At 72.3% G+C, this 18,999-nt stretch carries 17 protein-coding genes; 11 read left to right on the top strand and 6 right to left on the bottom strand.

The window, feature by feature from the left end:
- Positions 1–64 precede the first annotated feature (64 nt).
- Positions 65–307, top strand: coding sequence for a Sec-independent protein translocase subunit TatA (tatA, locus tag FDO69_RS03980; protein ID WP_104778241.1), 243 nt, complete (start codon positions 65–67; stop codon positions 305–307).
- Here the strand turns inward: tatA and FDO69_RS03975 are convergent.
- The 3 genes from FDO69_RS03975 to FDO69_RS03965 all read right to left on the bottom strand — a co-directional run bounded on the left by FDO69_RS03975 (position 264) and on the right by FDO69_RS03965 (position 2,759).
- Positions 264–1,508 (bottom strand): cytochrome P450 family protein, encoded by a 1,245-nt coding sequence (locus FDO69_RS03975; RefSeq protein ID WP_104778238.1) that lies wholly within the window; start codon positions 1,506–1,508, stop codon positions 264–266. The two genes, tatA and FDO69_RS03975, sit on opposite strands and share 44 nt — an antisense overlap.
- A gap of 124 nt (positions 1,509–1,632) precedes the next feature.
- Positions 1,633–2,091, bottom strand: coding sequence for a DUF6114 domain-containing protein (locus FDO69_RS03970; RefSeq protein WP_104778236.1), 459 nt, complete (start codon positions 2,089–2,091; stop codon positions 1,633–1,635).
- Positions 2,091–2,759, bottom strand: a complete 669-nt coding sequence (locus FDO69_RS03965) for a DUF6230 family protein (RefSeq protein WP_104778234.1) — start codon at positions 2,757–2,759, stop codon at positions 2,091–2,093. The genes FDO69_RS03970 and FDO69_RS03965 overlap by 1 nt, the downstream gene beginning before the upstream one ends.
- A gap of 637 nt (positions 2,760–3,396) precedes the next feature.
- Here FDO69_RS03965 and FDO69_RS03960 point away from each other — a divergent pair.
- Positions 3,397–4,038 (top strand): Tat pathway signal sequence domain protein, encoded by a 642-nt coding sequence (locus tag FDO69_RS03960; protein ID WP_104778233.1) that lies wholly within the window; start codon positions 3,397–3,399, stop codon positions 4,036–4,038.
- A 19-nt stretch (positions 4,039–4,057) separates the two neighbouring features.
- Here FDO69_RS03960 and FDO69_RS03955 read toward each other — a convergent pair whose 3' ends face one another.
- The gene (locus FDO69_RS03955) at positions 4,058–4,981 is read right to left on the bottom strand and encodes a lytic polysaccharide monooxygenase auxiliary activity family 9 protein (protein ID WP_104778232.1); all 924 of its coding nucleotides are present in this window, start codon (positions 4,979–4,981) and stop codon (positions 4,058–4,060) included.
- Between the two features lie 361 nt (positions 4,982–5,342).
- Between FDO69_RS03955 and FDO69_RS03950 the strand changes: the two genes are divergently transcribed.
- From FDO69_RS03950 to FDO69_RS03930, 5 genes are all read left to right on the top strand, one after another.
- Positions 5,343–7,139: a S8 family peptidase gene (locus FDO69_RS03950; RefSeq protein ID WP_104778230.1), complete on the top strand. Its 1,797-nt coding sequence runs from the start codon at positions 5,343–5,345 to the stop codon at positions 7,137–7,139.
- A gap of 290 nt (positions 7,140–7,429) precedes the next feature.
- Positions 7,430–8,077: a ScbR family autoregulator-binding transcription factor gene (locus tag FDO69_RS03945; RefSeq protein WP_104778228.1), complete on the top strand. Its 648-nt coding sequence runs from the start codon at positions 7,430–7,432 to the stop codon at positions 8,075–8,077.
- A 147-nt stretch (positions 8,078–8,224) separates the two neighbouring features.
- Complete coding sequence (locus FDO69_RS03940; RefSeq protein WP_104778226.1) at positions 8,225–9,415, top strand: damage-control phosphatase ARMT1 family protein; 1,191 nt, start codon at positions 8,225–8,227, stop codon at positions 9,413–9,415.
- Positions 9,416–9,555: 140 nt separating this feature from the next.
- Entirely contained in the window at positions 9,556–11,754 is a 2,199-nt protein-coding gene (gene cyc2 / locus FDO69_RS03935) for a germacradienol/geosmin synthase Cyc2 (protein WP_104778224.1), read from the top strand.
- Between the two features lie 299 nt (positions 11,755–12,053).
- Complete coding sequence (locus FDO69_RS03930) at positions 12,054–12,614, top strand: PDZ domain-containing protein (protein WP_104778222.1); 561 nt, start codon at positions 12,054–12,056, stop codon at positions 12,612–12,614.
- Between the two features lie 9 nt (positions 12,615–12,623).
- On the opposite strand, the gene FDO69_RS03925 is transcribed toward FDO69_RS03930, so the two are convergent.
- A complete protein-coding gene (locus FDO69_RS03925; protein ID WP_170320833.1) occupies positions 12,624–13,379 on the bottom strand; it encodes a metallophosphoesterase in 756 nt (251 codons plus the stop codon).
- Between the two features lie 182 nt (positions 13,380–13,561).
- On the opposite strand from FDO69_RS03925, the gene FDO69_RS03920 reads away from it, so the two are divergent.
- Genes FDO69_RS03920 through FDO69_RS03910 form a run of 3 tightly spaced genes read left to right on the top strand, consistent with a single transcriptional unit; the run spans position 13,562 to position 16,476 of the window.
- On the top strand, positions 13,562–14,689 hold the full coding sequence (locus tag FDO69_RS03920; protein ID WP_104778218.1) for a M24 family metallopeptidase: 1,128 nt from the start codon (positions 13,562–13,564) through the stop codon (positions 14,687–14,689).
- Positions 14,690–14,735: 46 nt separating this feature from the next.
- Positions 14,736–15,734, top strand: a complete 999-nt coding sequence (locus FDO69_RS03915; RefSeq protein ID WP_104778487.1) for an aminoglycoside phosphotransferase family protein — start codon at positions 14,736–14,738, stop codon at positions 15,732–15,734.
- A gap of 40 nt (positions 15,735–15,774) precedes the next feature.
- Complete coding sequence (locus tag FDO69_RS03910; RefSeq protein ID WP_138430050.1) at positions 15,775–16,476, top strand: hypothetical protein; 702 nt, start codon at positions 15,775–15,777, stop codon at positions 16,474–16,476.
- Positions 16,477–16,488: 12 nt separating this feature from the next.
- Here the strand turns inward: FDO69_RS03910 and treZ are convergent, their stop codons facing one another.
- Complete coding sequence (gene treZ / locus FDO69_RS03905) at positions 16,489–18,234, bottom strand: malto-oligosyltrehalose trehalohydrolase (RefSeq protein ID WP_104778214.1); 1,746 nt, start codon at positions 18,232–18,234, stop codon at positions 16,489–16,491.
- Positions 18,235–18,407: 173 nt separating this feature from the next.
- Between treZ and FDO69_RS03900 the strand changes: the two genes are divergently transcribed.
- A complete protein-coding gene (locus FDO69_RS03900) occupies positions 18,408–18,959 on the top strand; it encodes a DUF1707 and FHA domain-containing protein (RefSeq protein WP_104778212.1) in 552 nt (183 codons plus the stop codon).
- Positions 18,960–18,999: the final 40 nt, after the last annotated feature.

Raw genomic sequence — 18,999 nt, 5'->3', positions numbered from 1 at the left:
CCTCTCGCCCGTGGGTTGTACAGTTGCGCAATGTAGCAACTGTCGACGAGAGGGAGGGCAGGACGTGCTGCGCAACGGACTGGAGCCCTGGCACCTGCTGATCGTGGCGATCGTCGTGATCGTCCTGTTCGGATCGAAGAAACTGCCCGACACGGCACGATCGCTGGGCCGCTCGATGCGGATCCTCAAGAGCGAGGCCAAGGCCCTGAAGGAGGAGGGCGCCGCGGAGCCGCCCCCGGACGCGGCGCCCGCCGCACCGCCCGTCAGCCGGTCAGAACCGGCAGCGACCGATGGCCGTGCGAGATGAAGGAGTCCACCGGCGCCAACCCGTCCGCCGGTACGGCGAGAGTGAGGCCGGGGAACCTCTCGAACAGCGCCGGCAGGGCCACGCGCGCCTCCAGCCGGCCCAGCGGGGCGCCCAGGCAGTGGTGCACCCCGTACCCGAAGGCCAGATGATCCTTCGAGGCCCGGGTGACGTCGAAGACGGCGGCGTCCGGGCCGTGCTGCTGCGGATCGCGTCCGGCGGCGGCGTACGCGGCGAGGATCGCCTCTCCCTTGCGGATCACCGCGCCGTCCGGGCCGCCCAGTTCGCCGAGGGGGAGGTCCTCGACGGCGTACCGCAGCGGCAGGCTGGCCACCGGCGCCTCGGCCCGCAACGTCTCCTCGATCACGTCGTCCCAGGAGGCCCGCCCCTCGCGGACGTGCCCGAGCTGGGTGGGGTGGCCGAGCAGGGCGTGGACGGCGTTGTCGAGCAGATTGACCGTCGTCTCGTGACCGGCGCTGATCATCAGCATCAGCGTGTCGAGCAGCTCCTGCTCGCTGAGCCGCGTGCCGCTCTCCTCCTCGTGGGCCGAGATCAGCGCCGAGGTCAGGTCGTCGCCGGGCGCGGCCCGTTTCGCGGCGACCAGGTCACCGAGGACGGCGTAGAACCGGGCGTAGATGTCGGCCACCTCGGCCGCGTCGGCCGAGGTGTGGAAGACGCCGTCCACCACGACCCGCAGTTCGGCACCCAACTCCTCGGGTAGTCCGAGCAGTTCGCCGATGACCTGGATGGGCAGCGGATAGCAGAACTCCTCCCGCAGGTCGACCGCGAGCCCGTCGGCCCCCGCCTTGGCGACACGGTCGAGGAGCGCCGCGGTGATCTCCTCGATCCGCGGCCGCAGCGCGGCGGTGCGGCGGGCGGTGAACGCCTTGGAGACGAGGGTGCGCAGCCGTTTGTGCTCGGTGCCGTAGGCCGTGAACATGTTCCGCACCGCGACCCAGGTGTACAGCGGCCAGTCGGGTGAGACCTCGCCGTCGATCCAGCGCTGCCAGTGCCGGCGTGGGTCCTTCGACACCCGCGGGTCGGTGAGCAGCCGCTTCAGAAGCGGCGCGCTGCTGACCGCCCAGGCCGGGACACCATGGGGGAGTTCGACGGGTGTGACGGGTCCGTGCTCACGGATCCGGGCGGCCTCGCCGTGGATGTCGCGGCCGGTCGGGTCGATCACCATCGGGTGGTTGAACTCCATCGGACTCTCCCTGGGCTGACGGCTGGTCGCGGGGTGCACACACGCCGGTGGGCGAGCGCGCGATGCGTCCAGCCAAGTGGCCGCGGCCGGGCGGCGCCAGGGGACGGAGGCTCACTGACCTGATTCAGGCGGTCTGGCCGGTCTTGTGCTCCAGCCGCTGTGTCACGGCCTGCGCGGCCCTGGCCTCCCTGCGGCGCTGCCTGCGGCCGACGCGGGGTTCCTGGTCCGGGAGCCAGCCGAAGGCGAGGCAGCTGCCCACCATGCCCAGGAGCAGTCCGACGAAGAAGCCGCCGAGGTTGGAGGTCAGCCAGGTGCCGAGGGAAGCCAGGACCCCGATGACCGAGTAGAACAGGCGCTGAGCGGGGTTGAAGAGGATCAGCACGCCGCACAGCAGCATCACGACCGGGAGCAGGTAGCCGGCCAGGCCCTGCATGCCGACGTGCAGGATGACGTCCAAAGACGCCTTCAGTGTGAGCAGCACCTCCACCCCGCCCAGGGTGAGCAGCAGCCCACCCCAGAACGGGCGTCCGGCCCGCCACTGCCGGAAGGCGGGCCGGACTCCCTCGCGCGGACCGCGCGACATCAGCAACCCGATCCGCTGAAGCCCAGCTTCAGACCGGGCAGCTTGAACACGCCCGCCGTCGTGGCGTAGTTGGTCTGCCGCAGGTTGCCGATGTGCACCGTGTCGGACTGCTGGCTGAACACACCCTTCGGCCCGCGGCCCTTGGGGCCGGCCTTGTTCAGGGTGCTGGCGTCGTTGCCGATCTCGATGTTGTTGAACGCGGCGTCACCGGTCAGCTCTGTGGAGTCGGTCGTCAGATCGCTGGCGGAGACCTTCTGCGCGCCCTCACCCGCCCTGATGATCAGGTTCGTGCCGCCCAGGTCCACGCTCTGGCACAGCTTGGAGAGCGTGGCGTTCTTGATCACGGACGTGACGACCAGCACCTGGCCGCCGGTGTCGCCCGCGTTGGGGCTGCCTTCGGCCATCTCGTCCAGGCCGCCGAACTGCGCGAAGCCGGTGCCGTTCAGCTCGGTCGCGGTGACGGTGAACGGCATGCCGGAGATGGCGAACTGCACGCCCAGTGCTCCCTCGGCGGTGAGGATCGCGAGACCGGCGGCGGCCAGGGTGGCCGGGACCGCCATCACCGCGGCGCGGCGCGCCCGGACCCGCCCGCGTCGTGCGGGAGCGTCCTTGGCGTCGGGGGCGGTGGCGCCGTCCGGTCTTTCGGGGGTGTGCTCGGCGGAGGTCATGTCTGCTCCAGGTGCATGTCGGTGCGGATCGGACTTCGGTGGCACGTTGCCCTGGCGCGGACATCGACCGCGTGCGCACGTCTCCCGCAACTCCCGGCGGTTGCAAGGGCTTTCTCGTTACGCCGCAGTAGCCGTCGAGGAAGTTACCGGGGGTTACATGAGGGGTCAAGGGAGTTGTGAACAAAGGGTGTCGATTGTGCGCCAGGGATGAGCCGCCCCTGCCCCGCAGGACTCAACCCACGTACAACTCCCCTGCAAAGCCTTGACGTTGATGGAGACGCAGGTCTACAACTCTCCTCGTCCCACCGGATCCGTGGCGCCGGATCCGTCACGCGGCACGTCCCCGTGTCCCGGACCCGCCCGTCCCCGTACGGGCATCTCGTAGCCCGGCGCGTCCGCACGGGCTTTCCTTCGCCCGAGCCCACGCCACGGCATGGCCGCTTCCCTGGCGCCGTGCCATCAGCCACCCCCCGCCCGGCCCGGCCGGAGGTCCCCTCCCGTGTGAGCCTCCGGCCGGTGTCCGGCCTGCCGTTGCCGGCCCGTCACGTACGGAGAAGGCGTGACGGGCCGGCAACGGCGGACGCCCGGCGCCACCCCCTCACCCCCCGCTATGAAAAATGGAAAGAGGCACACCCGCATGCGTACACGCACCCTCCTCGCCCTCACCGCCGCCGTCGCCGCCCTGGGCCTCGCCGCTCCCGCCTCCGCGGCCGACACCCCCGTCCTGACGACCACCGACGGCTCGGCCGTCGCGGTCGGCGACGTCCTCGACGCGTCCCTGGCGAGCGGCACCGCCGCCACCTTCTACTCCAGCGCGACCGGCACCAGCGGCATCTCCTGCACCAAGTCGGCGTTCTCCGCCACCGTCACCGACAACCCGGCCGCCCCCGGCACCGCCACCGAGTCCCTGACCTCGCACAGCTTCGACACCAGCGGCTGCACCACCAACGTCATCGGGGTGCTCGGCGTCAACGGCATCACCGTCGACAACCTGCCCTACACCACCAGCGTGTCCTCCGGCGGCGCCGTCTCCGTGACCCCGGCCGCGGGCTCCACCGTCCAGTCCACGGTCAAGCTGCGCACCCTGCTCGGCAGTGTCACCTGCGTCTACCAGGCCCCCGGCCTGACCGGTACGGCGAGCAACGCCGACAACAGCATCTCCTTCACCAACCAGCAGTTCACCAAGGTGTCCGGCTCGTCGCTGTGCTTCGCCAACGCCTTCTTCACCGCCAAGTACGCCCCGGTGACCAAGGGCGGCGTCGCCGTCAACGTCAACTAGGTGGCTGCCGGGCGCTGATTCAGCGCCGCCGCAGTCGTACCGCCAGGGCGGCGCCGCCGGTGAGCAACAGCACCGCAGCGGCGCCGCCCGCCAGCATGGGCGCGGACGGGCCGGAGGCCGGGGCGGAGGTGGTGGCCAGCGGCGTGTGGTCGCCCTGAGGCGCCGGCCCGGAGGAGGGCGCGGCAGGACTCGCCGACGGCTTCTGCTTCCCGCTCACCTTCTCCGGCTCGCTCTTCCCGGCCTCCCCCGTCTGCGGCTCCTCCTTCTCCTGCTCCTTCTCCTGCGTCCGCGGCTCCTTCTTCGTCTCCGGGAACACCACGTCCGAGCACGAGTAGTAGGTGTCCGGCGTGCTGCTGTTCTGCCAGACCGTGTACAGCACATGGCGCCCGGTGCGGTCCGACGGCAGCGTCGCCTCGAAGCGGTACGCGCCGTCCGTCAGCGCCGGGTCCGTCACCTGGGCGAACGGCTTGACGGGCAGGTCGGACCAGGACAGCGGACCGGCCGGGTCGTAGCCGGGCTTCGTCAGATACATACGGAACGTGCCGGTGTGCGGGATCGTCGAGACGTACCGCATCCGCAGGGTCGCGCCGGGCGTCATCCGGGTCGACGGCCAGTCGGCGCGGGCGAGATCGAGGCCCCGGTAGGCGGGCAGGCCGCCGCTGCACAGCTTCCCGTCCGGGACGACCTCCCGGTCCCGGCCGTTCACGTTCGCCACCCGCAGGTTGTCCCACGCCGTGAAGGGCCCGCCGTTGGCCGCGACGGCCGCACGGCACGCCGCCGTGCCCTTGCGGGCACCACCCTCCGGCGAACAGGCCACCACCCGGCTCACCGGGTCCGTCGGAGCACCGTGCGCCCGGGCGGGCCCCGCCGCCCACAGCGGCAGCAGCAGCGGGGTCACGAGGGCGGCCGCGAGTGCGGTGCGGTGTGCGGTCGTACGAGGCATCCGTCTGCTTCTCCTCGGCCCGGCGGCGACGTTCGGTAGTGCAGTACGGGAAAAAGACCCGACGCGTTCATCACGCCACGACCTGCTCGAAAAGGGCCCATCGGGCGCCCAACTGCCCGCCATAGAGGGTGGTGTTCCGGCCTGATCGAGGGTTTCCCCCGTATCCCGGTGACCTTCCCTTTGCCTATCGTTCGACCACAGCTGACCCACAGGTAACCCCGGACGGGTCCGCTTTCGCCTCACGCCTGGCCGGCCATCGCGTCGCTCTTCGCTTTTCGAACCACCCCCCTGCGCTTCGAGGACGAAGCGAGTCCACCGCCGCTCCGCCGAGCCCGGAGTCCGGCCACGAAAGGCAACGACCGTGCGTACCTCCCCAGAGCTCAGACGGAAGCTGATATCCGTCGCCGCAGTCTCCGCCGCCCTGCTGACCGTCCCCGCCTCGGTCGCCGTCGCCCAGGAGGCCGCCCCCCGCCCGGCCGCGGTGCCGGCCGCCCAGACCGAAGCCGCCCCCGGCATCCAGGCCGAGCGCCTCATCGTCGGCTACAAGTCCGGCGCCACCGAGGCCGAGTCCAACAAGGCCGCCGCCGCCGACGCCGCCGCGAAGGCCGAGAAGACCGGCGAGGACGTCGACTTCCAGCGCCGCCTCGGCACCGGCGCCGCCCTCGTCGAGCTGGGCGCCAACCCCACCCGTGCCTCCGTCGCCGACGTCGTCGCCCAGTACAAGGCCGACCCGCAGGTCGCCTACGTCGTCCCGGACCGGCTGAACAAGCCGACGGCCGTCACGCCGAACGACACCGAGTACGGCAAGCAGTGGGACCTGTTCGAGTCCACCGCCGGCATGAACGTCCCCGGCGCCTGGGACACCACCACCGGCAGCGGCGTCACCGTCGCCGTCATCGACACCGGCTACGTGGCCCACTCCGACCTGGCCGCGAACATCGTCGGCGGCTACGACTTCATCTCCGACACCGCCGTCTCCGTCGACGGCGACGGCCGTGACAGCAACCCGGCCGACCCGGGCGACTGGTACAACGACAACGAGTGCGGCCAGGGCATCGCGGCCTCCACCTCCTCCTGGCACGGCACCCACGTGGCCGGCACCATCGCCGCCGCCACCAACAACGGCAAGGGCGTCGCCGGCATCGCCTACGGCGCGAAGATCTCCCCGGTCCGCGTCCTCGGCAAGTGCGGCGGCTACGACTCCGACATCATCGACGCCATCACCTGGGCGTCCGGCGGCACCGTCTCGGGCGTCCCGGCCAACACCAACGTCGCCAAGGTCATCAACATGAGCCTCGGCGGAGGCGGCGCCTGCTCCACCGCGACCCAGAGCGCCATCACCGGAGCCGTGAACCGTGGCACCACGGTCGTCGTCGCGGCCGGCAACGAGAACCAGAACGTCTCGAACGCCTCCCCGGCGAACTGCAACAACGTCATCGCGGTGGCCGCGACCAACCGCGCCGGCAGCCGGGCCTCGTACTCCAACTACGGCTCGCTCGTCGACATCGCCGCCCCCGGCGGTGAGACCCGCACCTCCACCGCCAACGGCATCCTCTCCACGCTGAACTCCGGCACGAAGACGCCCTCGAGCGAGAACTACGCCTCCTACCAGGGCACCAGCATGGCCACCCCGCACGTCGCGGGCCTCGTCGCCCTGATGAAGTCGGCCAACTCCGCCCTCACCCCGGCGCAGATCGAGTCGGCCGTCAAGGCCAACGCCCGCCCCCTGCCCGGCACCTGCTCCGGCGGCTGCGGAGCGGGCCTCGCGGACGCCGCCAAGACGGTCCAGGCCGTGAAGGGTGGCACGTCCACCGGCACGACCTTCTCCAGCACCACCGCCGTCGCCATCCCGGACAACGGCGCCGCGATCGAGTCGCCGATCAGCGTCACCGGCCGCAGCGGCAACGCCCCCTCCGCCCTCCAGGTCGGCGTGGACATCACCCACACCTACCGCGGCGACCTCGTCATCGACCTGGTGGCGCCGGACGGTTCGGCGTACCGCCTGAAGTCCGCCGCGTCGGACTCCGCCGACAACGTGAACACCACCTACACGGTGAACGCCGCCGGCGAGGTGGCCAACGGCACCTGGAAGCTGCGCGTCCAGGACACCGCGGCGCAGGACACGGGCACCCTCAACGGCTGGAAGCTGACCTTCTGATCCCTGTGATCCTTCTTCCAGAACTCTGAACGAGGCGGGCCGCAGAGCGGGCGGGCCGGCCGGTGCGGATGGGGCACCGGCCGGCCCGCCTTTACGTATGGCCCCGCATCCCGCACAGTCAGATACCGAACGCGCTGTTTTCTTTCACCAGTTGCGCTTGTTTTGCCGGATGTGCACCCGCACTCCGGCACACTGGTGTGATGAGCGCCGTCTCAGGGTGAGTTATCGTGTACGGGGGGTAAAAACAAACGGCATGACCCGTTCATTTCCGTCCCGGGAGAGTTCAGTCGATGGTGAGGCAGTTGCGAGCCGAGCAGACCCGCTCGACGATCATCACGGCCGCCGCTGACCTGTTCGACCGTCGCGGCTACGAATCGACCAGTCTCAGCGACATCGTGGAGCACGCTCACGTCACCAAGGGCGCCCTGTACTTCCACTTCGCGGCGAAGGAGGATCTCGCGCACGCCATCCTCGAACTTCAGTCGCACACCGCCCGCCGGCTGGCGACGGAGACCGACACCCGCGGCCACACCTCTCTGGAGGCGCTGATGCGCCTCACGTTCGGCATCACCCGCCAGTCCGTCGAGGACCCGGTGCTGCGGGCCGGCCTGCGGCTCGCCACGGGCGGGATCCGGCCCCGGCCGCCGCTCAGCCACCCGTTCACCGAATGGCTGGACATCGTCACGGCCCGGCTCGTCGGCGCGGTCAAGGAGTCCGACGTCCACCCCGACATCGATATCGACGTCGTGGCCCACTCGTTGGTCTGCTTCTTCGTCGGCACCCGCGTCGTGGGGCGCTCCCGCGAGCCGGTCGCGCGCCAGCCCCGCCGGACGGCCGAGATGTGGAACATACTGATCCGCGGCCTGGTCCCGGTCACCCGCCGAGCCCGCTATCTGAGCCTGGCGGCGCGCCTGGAGCGGGAGATCGCGCCGGTGTGAGCGAGCCGCAGCGTCGGGTCGGCCGCCGGTGGCGGCTCGCGCGACAACGGGACTGGCGTGTGTGCTGGGGGGCGGACGAGCTCCACCTCGGACGACCCGGGCCGGAATTTCTGGACTCAGGCCAGGCAGCACGTCAAGGTGATGCCCATGCCCCACATCCCCTCCGCACCCCTGCTCCTCGGCAACCGGCCGGGCTCCTTCCCCCACAGCGTGCTGGCCGAGCGGCACCCCGCGATCATCCAGCAGGTCCGTGAGGCCTTCCCGTACGAACCCGCGCAGCACCGCGCCCTCGACGAACTGCTGGCCAACTGCACCGAGGGCGCGATCGAACCGCTCCCCGCCGACGCGCACGACCGGGACCACTGGGAGACCTGGGGGCTTCGCGAACACACCGGACACTCCTGGTTCGACGTGCCGTGGCTGTGGTCCGAGAGCTGGTTCTACCGCCGGCTGCTCCAGGCTGTCGGCTTTTTCGGCCCCGGCTCCTGGCAGGGCATCGACCCCTTCCGCCCGTTCAAGCTCGCCGAACTCGACTCCGCCGAGACCGACCAGGAGCTCGCCGCCCTCGACGACCTCGCCGACCGCCCCGCCGCCGAACAGGCACAGGCACTGCTGCACGGCTCCCTGTGGGGCAACCGTGCCGACCTCGGCTTCCGCCTCTCCGCCGAAGGCGCGCGGGCCGCGGACGCCGCGCCCGGCCTGGTCGCCGACGACAGCGACCGGCTCTGGTCGCTGCTGGACAGCGCCGACGGGGGCACGCTGTGCCTGGTCGCCGACAACGCGGGCCGCGAACTCGTCCCCGACCTCCTCCTCGTCGCCCACCTCCTTGGGGCCGGCCGCATCGGGCAGGCCGTCCTGCACGTCAAGCCCTACCCCTACTACGTCTCCGACGCCACCACCGCCGACGTCGTCGACGCGCTGCGCCGGCTGACCGGCGCCGGGGGAGCGGCCGCGGCGTACGGGCGGCGGCTGTGGTCCGCCCTGGCCGACGGCCGCCTCACCCTGCGCGCCCACCCCTTCTCCAGCGCTCCGCTGCCGTACGAGGAGATGCCCGGCGACCTGCGTGCCGAGTTCGCCTCGGCCACGCTCACGATCGTCAAGGGCGACCTCAACTACCGCCGCCTGGTGGGCGACCGGCTGTGGGCCCCGACGACTCCCTTCGCCGACGTCACCGCGTACTTCCCCGGCCCGGTGGCCGCCCTGCGCACCCTGAAGTCCGATGTGATCACCGGCCTCGACGCGCCCACCGAGGCCGCTCTGGTCGCGGCGGAAGGCCGGCGCTGGCGCACCAGCGGCACGCACGCGCTGATCCAGGTACGGGACCCCGGTCAGGGGTGAGGGGAAAACTGCGGTCGGGGGAGGAACGCCACAACGCCACAAGTGCCTTCCCTGACTCCCTGTTGGCCCCGATTCACGCGATAGTGTGATCATGTCCGGTCCGGCGGATGCCACCGCGGGCCCCCGGGTAGGGCCCGGCCATGACGCAGCCGTTCGAACTCCCGCACTTCTACCTGCCGCACCCCGCGCGGCTGAACCCGCACGTCGACGAGGCCCGGGCCCATTCGACCGAGTGGGCGCGCGAGATGGGCATGCTGGAGGGATCCGGCGTCTGGGAACAGGCCGACCTCGACGCGCACGACTACGGCCTGCTCTGCGCGTACACCCACCCCGACTGCGACGGCCCCGACCTCTCCCTCATCACCGACTGGTACGTGTGGGTCTTCTTCTTCGACGACCACTTCCTGGAGATGTACAAGCGCAGCCCGGACCGCGCCGCCGGCAAGGCCCACCTGGACCGGCTGCCCCTGTTCATGCCGCTGGACCTGTCGGCCCCCGTACCCGCACCCGAGAACCCGGTCGAGGCGGGCCTCGCCGACCTGTGGGCGCGCACGGTGCCGAGGATGTCCGAGGGGTGGCGCCGCCGCTTCGCCGTGGCCACCGAGCACCTGCTCAACGAGTCGATGTGGGAGCTGTCCAACATCAACGAGGGGCGGATCGCCAACCCCGTCGAGTACATCGAGATGCGCCGCAAGGTCGGCGGCGCCCCCTGGTCGGCGGGGCTCGTGGAGTACGCGACCGCCGAGGTACCCGACTCGGTCGCCGGGACCAGGCCGCTGAGGGTGCTGATGGAGACGTTCTCCGACGCCGTGCACCTGCGCAACGACCTGTTCTCCTACCAGCGCGAGGTCGAGGACGAGGGCGAGAACAGCAACGGCGTGCTCGTCCTGGAGACCTTCTTCGGCTGCACGACCCAGGAGGCCGCCGACACCGTCAACGACATCCTCACCTCCCGCCTCCACCAGTTCGAGCACACGGCGTTCACGGAAGTGCCCGCCGTGGCCCTGGAGAAGGGTCTGCGGCCGGACGAACTCGCGGCCGTGGCGGCGTACACGAAAGGCCTGCAGGACTGGCAGTCCGGCGGCCACGAGTGGCATCTGCGCTCCAGCCGCTACATGAACGAGAACGCGGTGCGCGGCGGCAGTCCCTGGCCCGGGTGCACCGGCTTCGGCACGTCGGCGGCCGATGTCCGCACGCTGCTCGCCACGGCCGGAGCGATGGGACCACCGCCCACGCCTTCCGGGCAGTGGGCGAGGGTGCGCTCCTTCACGCACGTGCCGTACCAGAAGGTCGGGCCGTCGCGGATCCCCGACATCCGTATGCCGTTCCCGCTGGAGCTCAGCCCGCACCTCGACAACGCCCGCCGGAGCCTGCGCGACTGGGTTCAGCGCATGGGCATCCTCGCCGAGGGCGTCTGGGACGAGGACAAGCTCCGCGCCTACGACCTCGCGCTCTGCTCGGCCGGCCTCGACCCGGACGCCACGTCCGAGGCCCTCGACCTGAGCGCGCAGTGGCTCGCCTGGGGCACCTACGGCGACGACTACTACCCGCTGGTCTACGGCCACCGCCGCGACCTGGCCGCCGCCCGGCTGACCACGGCCCGCCTGTCCGACTGCATGCCGGTCGACGGCGAGGAGCCCCCGCCCCCGGCCAACGCCATGGAACGCGGGCTGGTCGACCTGTGGGCGCGCACCACCGCCGAGATGACGCCCGAGGAGCGGCGCTCGTTCAAGGACGCGGTCGACGCGATGACCGAGAGCTGGGTGTGGGAGCTGTCCAACCAACTCCACAACCGCGTGCCCGACCCGGTGGACTACCTGGAGATGCGCAGGGCGACCTTCGGCTCCGAGCTCACCCTGAGCCTGTGCCGGAGGGGACACGGCCCGGCCGTCCCGCCCGAGGTCTACCGCAGCGGTCCGGTCCGCTCCCTGGAGAACGCCGCGATGGACTTCGCGTGCCTCCTCAACGACGTCTTCTCGTACCAGAAGGAGATCGAGTACGAGGGCGAGATCCACAACGCGATCCTCGTGGTGCAGACCTTCTTCGGCTGTGACTACCCGACCGGGCTCGGCATCGTGCACGATCTGATGAGCCAGCGCATGCGCCAGTTCGAGCACGTGGTCGCACACGAACTGCCCGTCCTGTACGACGACTTCCGGCTCTCTGCGAAAGCGCGAGCGGCGATGGGGGAGTACGTGACGGACCTGCGGAACTGGCTGTCCGGCATCCTCCACTGGCATCGGGAGGTGGACCGCTACAAGGACGCGTGGCTGTCCCGGCGCGCCCACGGCTTCCTCCCGGACCGGCCACCCGCCCTACCCGTCCCCGCTCTTCGCTGAGGGCGGCGACCGCCCGACCGGACTGCCACGCCGGCCGTACTCCTTCGTTGAGGGCGGCGACCGCCCGGCCGGAGGGCCACGCCGGCCGGGCGCTCCGCCTGCTCCACGGCTCGTACCGCACCCGGCGGCCCGGGGGCGGTACGAGCCGTGCCCCCGTTTCGGCGCGCCCCCTGGCCGTCCCGGCCCTCGGTCAGTCTCACTCGTTCGTGGCTCGTCGGCCGCCGGTGCGCCGGGTAGAGCACCTGCCGAGATCGCTCCGCTGTCCGCCGGAGCCGATCGGCACCATCCGGAGGCGAGCCATGGAACAGACCGCGCTGCGACCCAAGCCGATGCCGGGGCAGGACCCCGGCCGCGCCGCGCCGGCGGCGGGGCCCGGCCCGTCACGGACGCGCCCGCACGCCGCCCGGCGCCGGGGGAGGCGCCTCCTCAACGTGCTGCTCGCCGGGTTCGCCGGCGTGGTCCTGGTGCTGTCCGGGATCGGCCTCGGGGCGATGGGGACCACGGTGCTCGGCAAGGGCGGGCGCCTCGACCCACGCGGATGGCACACTCCGTCACCTCCCGTTCCCTCACCTGTCTTTGCCGCCTCGCCGCCCGCCGCCGCCTCCCTCGGCGTGCAGGTCATGGACGCCCGCAAGCCGGGGGCCGTGGTCGTGGGACTGCACGTCCCCGGACCGGCCCAGGCCGCCGGTCTGGTGCGCGGCGACGTCCTCCTCGCCTTCGGCACGACCCGGATCGACACGGCCGCCGATCTGGCCCGGGCCGTCGCCCGCGCCCGCCCGGGTTCCGAGGTCAGGCTGACGGTCCGCCACCGCAGCGGCGGCTACGAGCAGCTGACACTCGTACCGGCCGTCGCCGCGTGAACCGCGCCCTCACGGCACGACGCGGAAGTGGCTCGTGAGCCGGCCCGAGTCGTCCAGGACGTGGAGGGCGAACCCGGGCGGGGCCTCCCGGTCCGCGATCCGCTCGCCCTCCCAGGGCAGCCGCAGCGTCCATGTCACGCCGGGCCCGACGACCAACGGCCGCCCGGCGAACGTGGTGGCGGCGGGGGTGTGGGCGTGGCCGGTGATCAGCCCGGCGATCTCGGGCTGGCGGCCCAGCAGACCGGCCAGCCGGCCGGGGTGCCGCAGCGGGTAGGAGTCGGGCAGGGGGTGGTGCAGCGCCACCGGCGGGTGATGGAGGACGAGCAGGGCCGAAAGCCCGTCGTCGAGTTCGTCGAGGGTCGTCTCGATCCAGTCGTACGTCTCCTCGTCCAGCTCCCCGTCGTCTCGGCCCGGGATGCTGGAGTCGCACATCAGCACGGCGCCGTCGTCGCAGACCTGCACGCTGTTGACCGGCCCCTCGCCCCCGGGCCGGTCCAGCAGCGCCTTGCGGTAGGGCGTACGGCTGTCGTGGTTGCCGGGGCAGGTCAGCACCGGGAACGGGGCGTCACCGCCGCGCAGCCCCAGGATGCGGGCGGCCTCCTCGTACTCGGGTTCCGTGCCGTGCTCCGCGATGTCCCCCGTCACCAGCAGCGCGTCCACGGGGCCCGGCAGCTCCCGCAGACGGTCGCGCACCCGCTCGGCGCGTTCCGTGGCCCGTGCGCTCCCGTCCAGATGCAGATCGCTGATGTGTGCCAGTACCAGCACCGTCGTACGCCCCCTCGATCGAACGCTAATGGAAGATCTGCATCTAAGCATTAGGTCTAATGCCAGGGCAATCCACTGCCGTTAGGCAGGTCGCCGGGTGAATGCCCGCAGACCGCTCGCGCCGCCCCCTTCGGCCGGGCAGGATGCTGCCCGTAGCCCCTTCGTCCGCCTGGGAGGCCCGGATGACCGGAAGCACGGCAGCGTCCTTCACCGCCGACGACTACCGGGCCCGCATGGAGCGAGCCGCGCGCACGGCCGCCGAGGCCGGTCTCGCGGGCCTGCTGGTCGCCCCGGGACCGGACCTGGTGTGGCTCACCGGCTACACGCCCCCGGCGGTCACCGAGCGGCTCACCCTGCTGGTCCTCGCCGCGGGGCAGGAACCCGTCCTGGTCGTCCCCGCCCTGGAGGCCCCGGACGCGCGCCGGGCGGCCGGTGCGGCCGCGCTGACCCTGCGCGACTGGATCGACGGCAAGGACCCCTACGCCGCCACCGCCGCCCTCCTGGACACCTCGGGCCGGTTCGGCATCAGCGACAACGCCTGGGCCCTGCACCTGCTGGCCCTCCAGCGGGCCCTGCCCGGCAGCTCCTACGCCTCGCTCACCGAGGCCCTGCCCATGCTGCGCGCCGTCAAGGACGCGGCGGAGCTGGACCTCATGACGGCCGCGGGAGCCGCCGCCGACGCGACGTTCGAGGAGATCCGCAACGTCCCCTTCACCGGACGCCGGGAAGCAGAAGTCGCCGCGGACCTCGACCGGCTGCTGCGCCGGCACGGACACCAACAGGTCGACTTCACCATCGTCGCCTCGGGCCCGAACGGCGCCAACCCGCACCACGAGGCGGGCGAGCGCGTCATCGCCCGGGGTGACATGGTCGTCCTCGACTTCGGCGGCCTGCGGGACGGCTACGGCTCCGACACCTCCCGCACCGTCCACGTCGGCGAACCCACCGACGAGGAGCGCCGCGTGCACGCCGTCGTACGCGATGCGCAGGAGGCCGGCTTCCGCGCGGTGCGGCCCGGAGCGGCCTGCCAGGACGTGGACCGGGCCGCCCGCCGGGTCATCGCCGACGCCGGCTACGGCGAGTACTTCATCCACCGCACCGGACACGGGATCGGCGTCACCACCCACGAGCCGCCCTACATGATCGAGGGCGAGGAGCGGCCCCTCGTGCCCGGCATGTGCTTCTCCGTGGAACCGGGCATCTACCTGCCCGGCCGGTTCGGGGTCCGCATCGAGGACATCGTGACCGTCACCGAGGACGGCGGGCGACGCCTGAACACCACCCCACGCGAGCTGGTCATAGTGGAGTGAGGCCCCGATGTCCCCAGCACGCCTCCCGAACGGCAACGGCGCGACCATGACCCAGGCACCCACACCCACCGCGGACACCGTCCGCCGGCTGGTCCAGTCCCTCCTCGACGACGCCAAGGAAGGCAAGAACGCCAAGGACGCCACGAGCGGCAGGAGCGGCAGGGGCGGCAAGGAGAACCGGCAGGGCGGAAGCGGCCCCGGCCCCGACGTCCGGCCCGCCACCCCGGATGCCGAACCCGTCACCTGGTGGGTCGGCACCCGCCACGTCCTGCGCCTGGCCCCCGACCGGGAGGCCACCCTCCAACAGCGCCGCGAACTGCGCCTGCGCGACCTCGTCCGCCCGCACGTCCCGGTGGCGGTGCCGGTCAGCGTCGCGCACGGCGAGTGGGCACCCGGCCTCGGCTACACGCTGGACACCAAGGTGCCCGGCGGCTCGGGGGAGGAGCACGACGTGTCCGCCGTCGGTGAGGCCGACCTCGCCGGCCTCCTCACGGGCCTGCGCGAGGTGCCGGTCCGGCAGGCCGAGACGCTCGGCGTGCCGCGCGCCGCGCCGCGCTCCCTGGAGGCGCTGCGCCGGGCCGCCGTACGCGCCGCCGAACGTCTCGCCGCCGCCGACGAGTTCGACCCCACCCGCCTGAACCAGCTCACCCCGCCCGCCGCGTCCCAGCTCGCCGCGCAGCCCGGCTCGGCGGTCCTCACCCACCACGCCCTCACGGGCGGTCACCTCGTGGTCAGCGCCGACGGCAGGGTGCGCGGCGTGCTCGGCTGGGCGGGCACGGCCGTCGGTGACCCGGCCGAGGACATCGCGGGTCTCGCCCTCGCCGTCGGCTCACCCGCCGCCGTACGCGCCGCCACCCTCGCCGGCTACGGCGCCCGCCCCTGCCTGCGCGGCCTGTGGCTCGCCCGCTGCGACGCCGTGGTCCATCTCGCCGGCGACCTCACCGGCGAGGACGCCACCCTGCTGCGGACCCGGCTGCGCCGCGCCTGGGAGCCGATCCTGCTGGAACGGGTGACGGACCTGGGGGACGCCGACGACGTCCCGTAGCGGGCCCGGCGCCGCGATGCCGTACGGCTATCCTCCGCGCATGAAGCCCAGCGTCGCGGCCGTGTCCCTGCTGACCGCAGCCGCCCTCACGTGCCTGGCCGGCTGCTCCGGCACTGCGCCCACCGCGCCGGGCACCACGGCGTCCCCGGCCCGGCAGCAGACACCGCAGCAGCGCCTCACCGCGCTCGTGGTCACGGCGGCCGACCTCGGCACCGGCTACTCCGTGCGGCCCTTCGACCCGGTCGAGGAGAAGCCCGTCTTCGCCCGGTCCGCGCGAGAGATCACCGGCAACGCCTGCACCCCGCTGGCCGCCATGACGCACCAGTTGCCCCTCGGCAGGCCGCAGGCCGCCCTGAGCCGCCTCGTGACGACCCGGGAGGCCCCCGGCACCCGCATCCACGTCACGCTCGCCACCTACGACAAGGGCGGGGCGGTGACGGCGATGGACAGCCTCCTCGCCGACGCCGTGCAGGGCTGCTCCCTCGGCTTCACCGTCCAGGCGCACGGCAGGAGCGAGCTGTACGACCCGTTCGAGCCCGAGGACACCCCCGCGGTCGGCGACGAGGCCCTCGCCTACCGCGGCGTCGTCACACCCGACGGCGGCACACCCCGGCCGCTCCGCACCACCGTCGTACGTCACGGGGACGTCATCGCCGTCTGCACCGCGGTCGGCGGGGCCCGCATCGCGAGGCCGGGGCTCCTCGCGCCCGTCGTCGAGGCGCAGGACGCCAAACTCCCCTGACGCGCCGCGCGTTCACTCCTGCAGCAGCACCACGGCCGCCTCCCCGGGCAGCCGCACCGCCCCGTCCGCCCCGGGCCGGTCCACCGGCTCCCACGCGGCCAGCACGCGCGCGTGGGGCACGCCGAGCGGCAAGGCCGCCTCCTCGGAGGCCAGGTTCACGGCCACGAGGACGTCCCCGCGCCGGAAGGCGATCCAGCGGCGCTCCTCGTCGTAGGCCACCTTGGTGTCGGCGAGGTCCGGGTCGGTCAGGTCCGGCTGCTCGTGGCGCAGGGCCAGGAGCTGCCGGTACCAGGCCAGCATGCGTGCGTGGGGCTCGCGTTCCGGCTCGGACCAGTCGAGGCAGGAACGGTCCCGGGTCGCCGGATCCTGCGGGTTGGGCACGTCCTCCTCCTTCCAGCCGTGCGCGGCGAACTCCCGCCGCCTGCCCCGCCGTACGGCGTCCGCGAGCTCCGGGTCGGTGTGGTCGGTGAAGAACTGCCAGGGTGTGCCCGCCGCCCACTCCTCGCCCATGAAGAGCATCGGGGTGAAGGGCGCCGTCAGGATCAGTGTGGCCGCGCACGCCAGCAGTCCGGGGGAGAGAAGGGCCGAAAGCCGGTCCCCCTGAGCGCGGTTGCCGATCTGGTCGTGGGTCTGGCCGTAGCCGAGCAGCCGGTGCCCGGCCACCCGCGTGCGGTCCAGCGGGCGCCCGTGGTGCCGCTCGCGGAAACTCGAGTACGACCCGTCGTGGAAGTAACCGCCGGTCAGGGTCTTGGCGAGCCCGCCGAGCCCAGCGCGCGCGAAGTCGGCGTAGTAGCCCTGCGACTCGCCGGTCAGGGTGGTGTGCAGGGTGTGGTGGAAGTCGTCGTTCCACTGCGCGTGCAGCCCGAGGCCGCCCTCGGTGCGGGAGGTGATGAGCCGCGGGTCGTTCAGGTCCGACTCGGCGACCAGGAACAGCGGCCGGTCCGTCTCGGCGGCCAGGGCGTCCACGGCCGTCGACAGCTCCTCCAGGAAGTGGCACGCGCGCGTGTCCACCAGCGCGTGCACCGCGTCCAGGCGCAGACCGTCGATCCGGTAGTCGCGCAGCCACGCCAGCGCGCTGCCGATCAGGTACGCGCGCACCTCGTCCGAGCCGGGCGCGTCCAGGTTGACCGCGGCGCCCCAGGGCGTGTGGTGGGTGTCCGTGAGGTACGGGCCGAAGACGGGCAGGTAGTTGCCGGAGGGCCCGAAGTGGTTGTGCACCACGTCGAGCACCACGCCCAGGCCGAGTTCGTGAGCCCGGTCGACGAAGCGTTTCAGCGCCTCGGGTCCGCCGTACGGCTCGTGCACCGCCCACAGCGAGACACCCTCGTAGCCCCAGCCGTGCGTGCCCGGGAAGGGGCACAGCGGCATCAGCTGCACATGCGTGATGCCCAGTTCGACGAGATGCCCGAGCCGCTCGGCGGCCGCGTCCAGGGTGCCCTCGGGGGTGTACGTCCCCACGTGCAGCTCGTACAGCACCGCGCCGGGCAGGGGGCGCCCCCGCCACTGCGCGCGCCACGGGTACCGCTCGTGATCGACGACCGCGCTCAGCCCGTCCGGGCCGTCCGGCTGCCGCCGCGAACGCGGATCGGGCAGCACGCGCCCGTCATCCAGCGCGAAGCCGTAGCGGGACCCCTCGCGCGCGTCGGCCTCTCCCCACCACCACCCCGCCCGTTCCGGATCGCGCTCCAGCACGCGTGTGACGTCGTCGCACCGGAGCGTCACACGACGGGCCTGTGGTGCCCACACCTCGAACTGCACGGACGGTTCCCCTTCGTCTGTTCACCGTGATGTAGCCCGTCCATGGTGCGTCAAAAGAGATCAATCCGCTGGTGCATCCACCCATTTGCGGCGGGTCTACCCGGGTACGCGCGCGTGGCGGCCGATTTCCCGTTTTCTGGACAGCCCGGCCGCACTGTCCGACAATCACCAGCGTGACGTCGTCCTTCGAGTTCAACACGTCCCCCGCGCGGCTCTCCGACGCGGAGCGCGACCGGGTGCTGAAGGTGCTCCGCGACGGCGTCGCCGTGGGCCGTCTGTCCCACGACACGTTCGTCCACCGCATGGAACTGGCGCTCGCCGCCCGCCGCCCGGACGAACTCGCCGCGCTCACCGCCGACCTGCGCACCGAGAGCCGCCTCTCGCGCCTGGTGTTCGGCACCGTCGAGGCCGTCTCCGGCTTCTCCCTGCGGCTGCGCAGGGCCTGGCAGGCCGAGCGGCTGCCCAAGCTGCAGCTGCCCCACCCCTCGCACGGCCATCCGCTGCGCATAGGGCGCGACCCGGCCAGCGGACTGCGCCTCAACCACGAGACGGTCTCCCGCGTGCACGCCGAACTCCGTCACCAGGGCGGCCTGTGGGTCCTGCGCGACCTCGGGTCCACCAACGGCACGACGGTGAACGGCAGGCGCGTGGTCGGCGCGGCCGTCGTCCGCGAGGGCGACCAGGTGGGCTTCGGGCGGATGACCTTCCGGCTGTCGGCCGGCTGACCTTCCGGCTGTGGGCCGGATGATGTTCCGGCTGTCGGCC

Origin of the sequence: Streptomyces tibetensis (genome assembly GCF_007655005.1) — a bacterium.
Lineage (GTDB): Bacteria > Actinomycetota > Actinomycetes > Streptomycetales > Streptomycetaceae > Streptomyces > Streptomyces tibetensis.
This window is presented reverse-complemented; position numbering and strand designations above follow the sequence as displayed.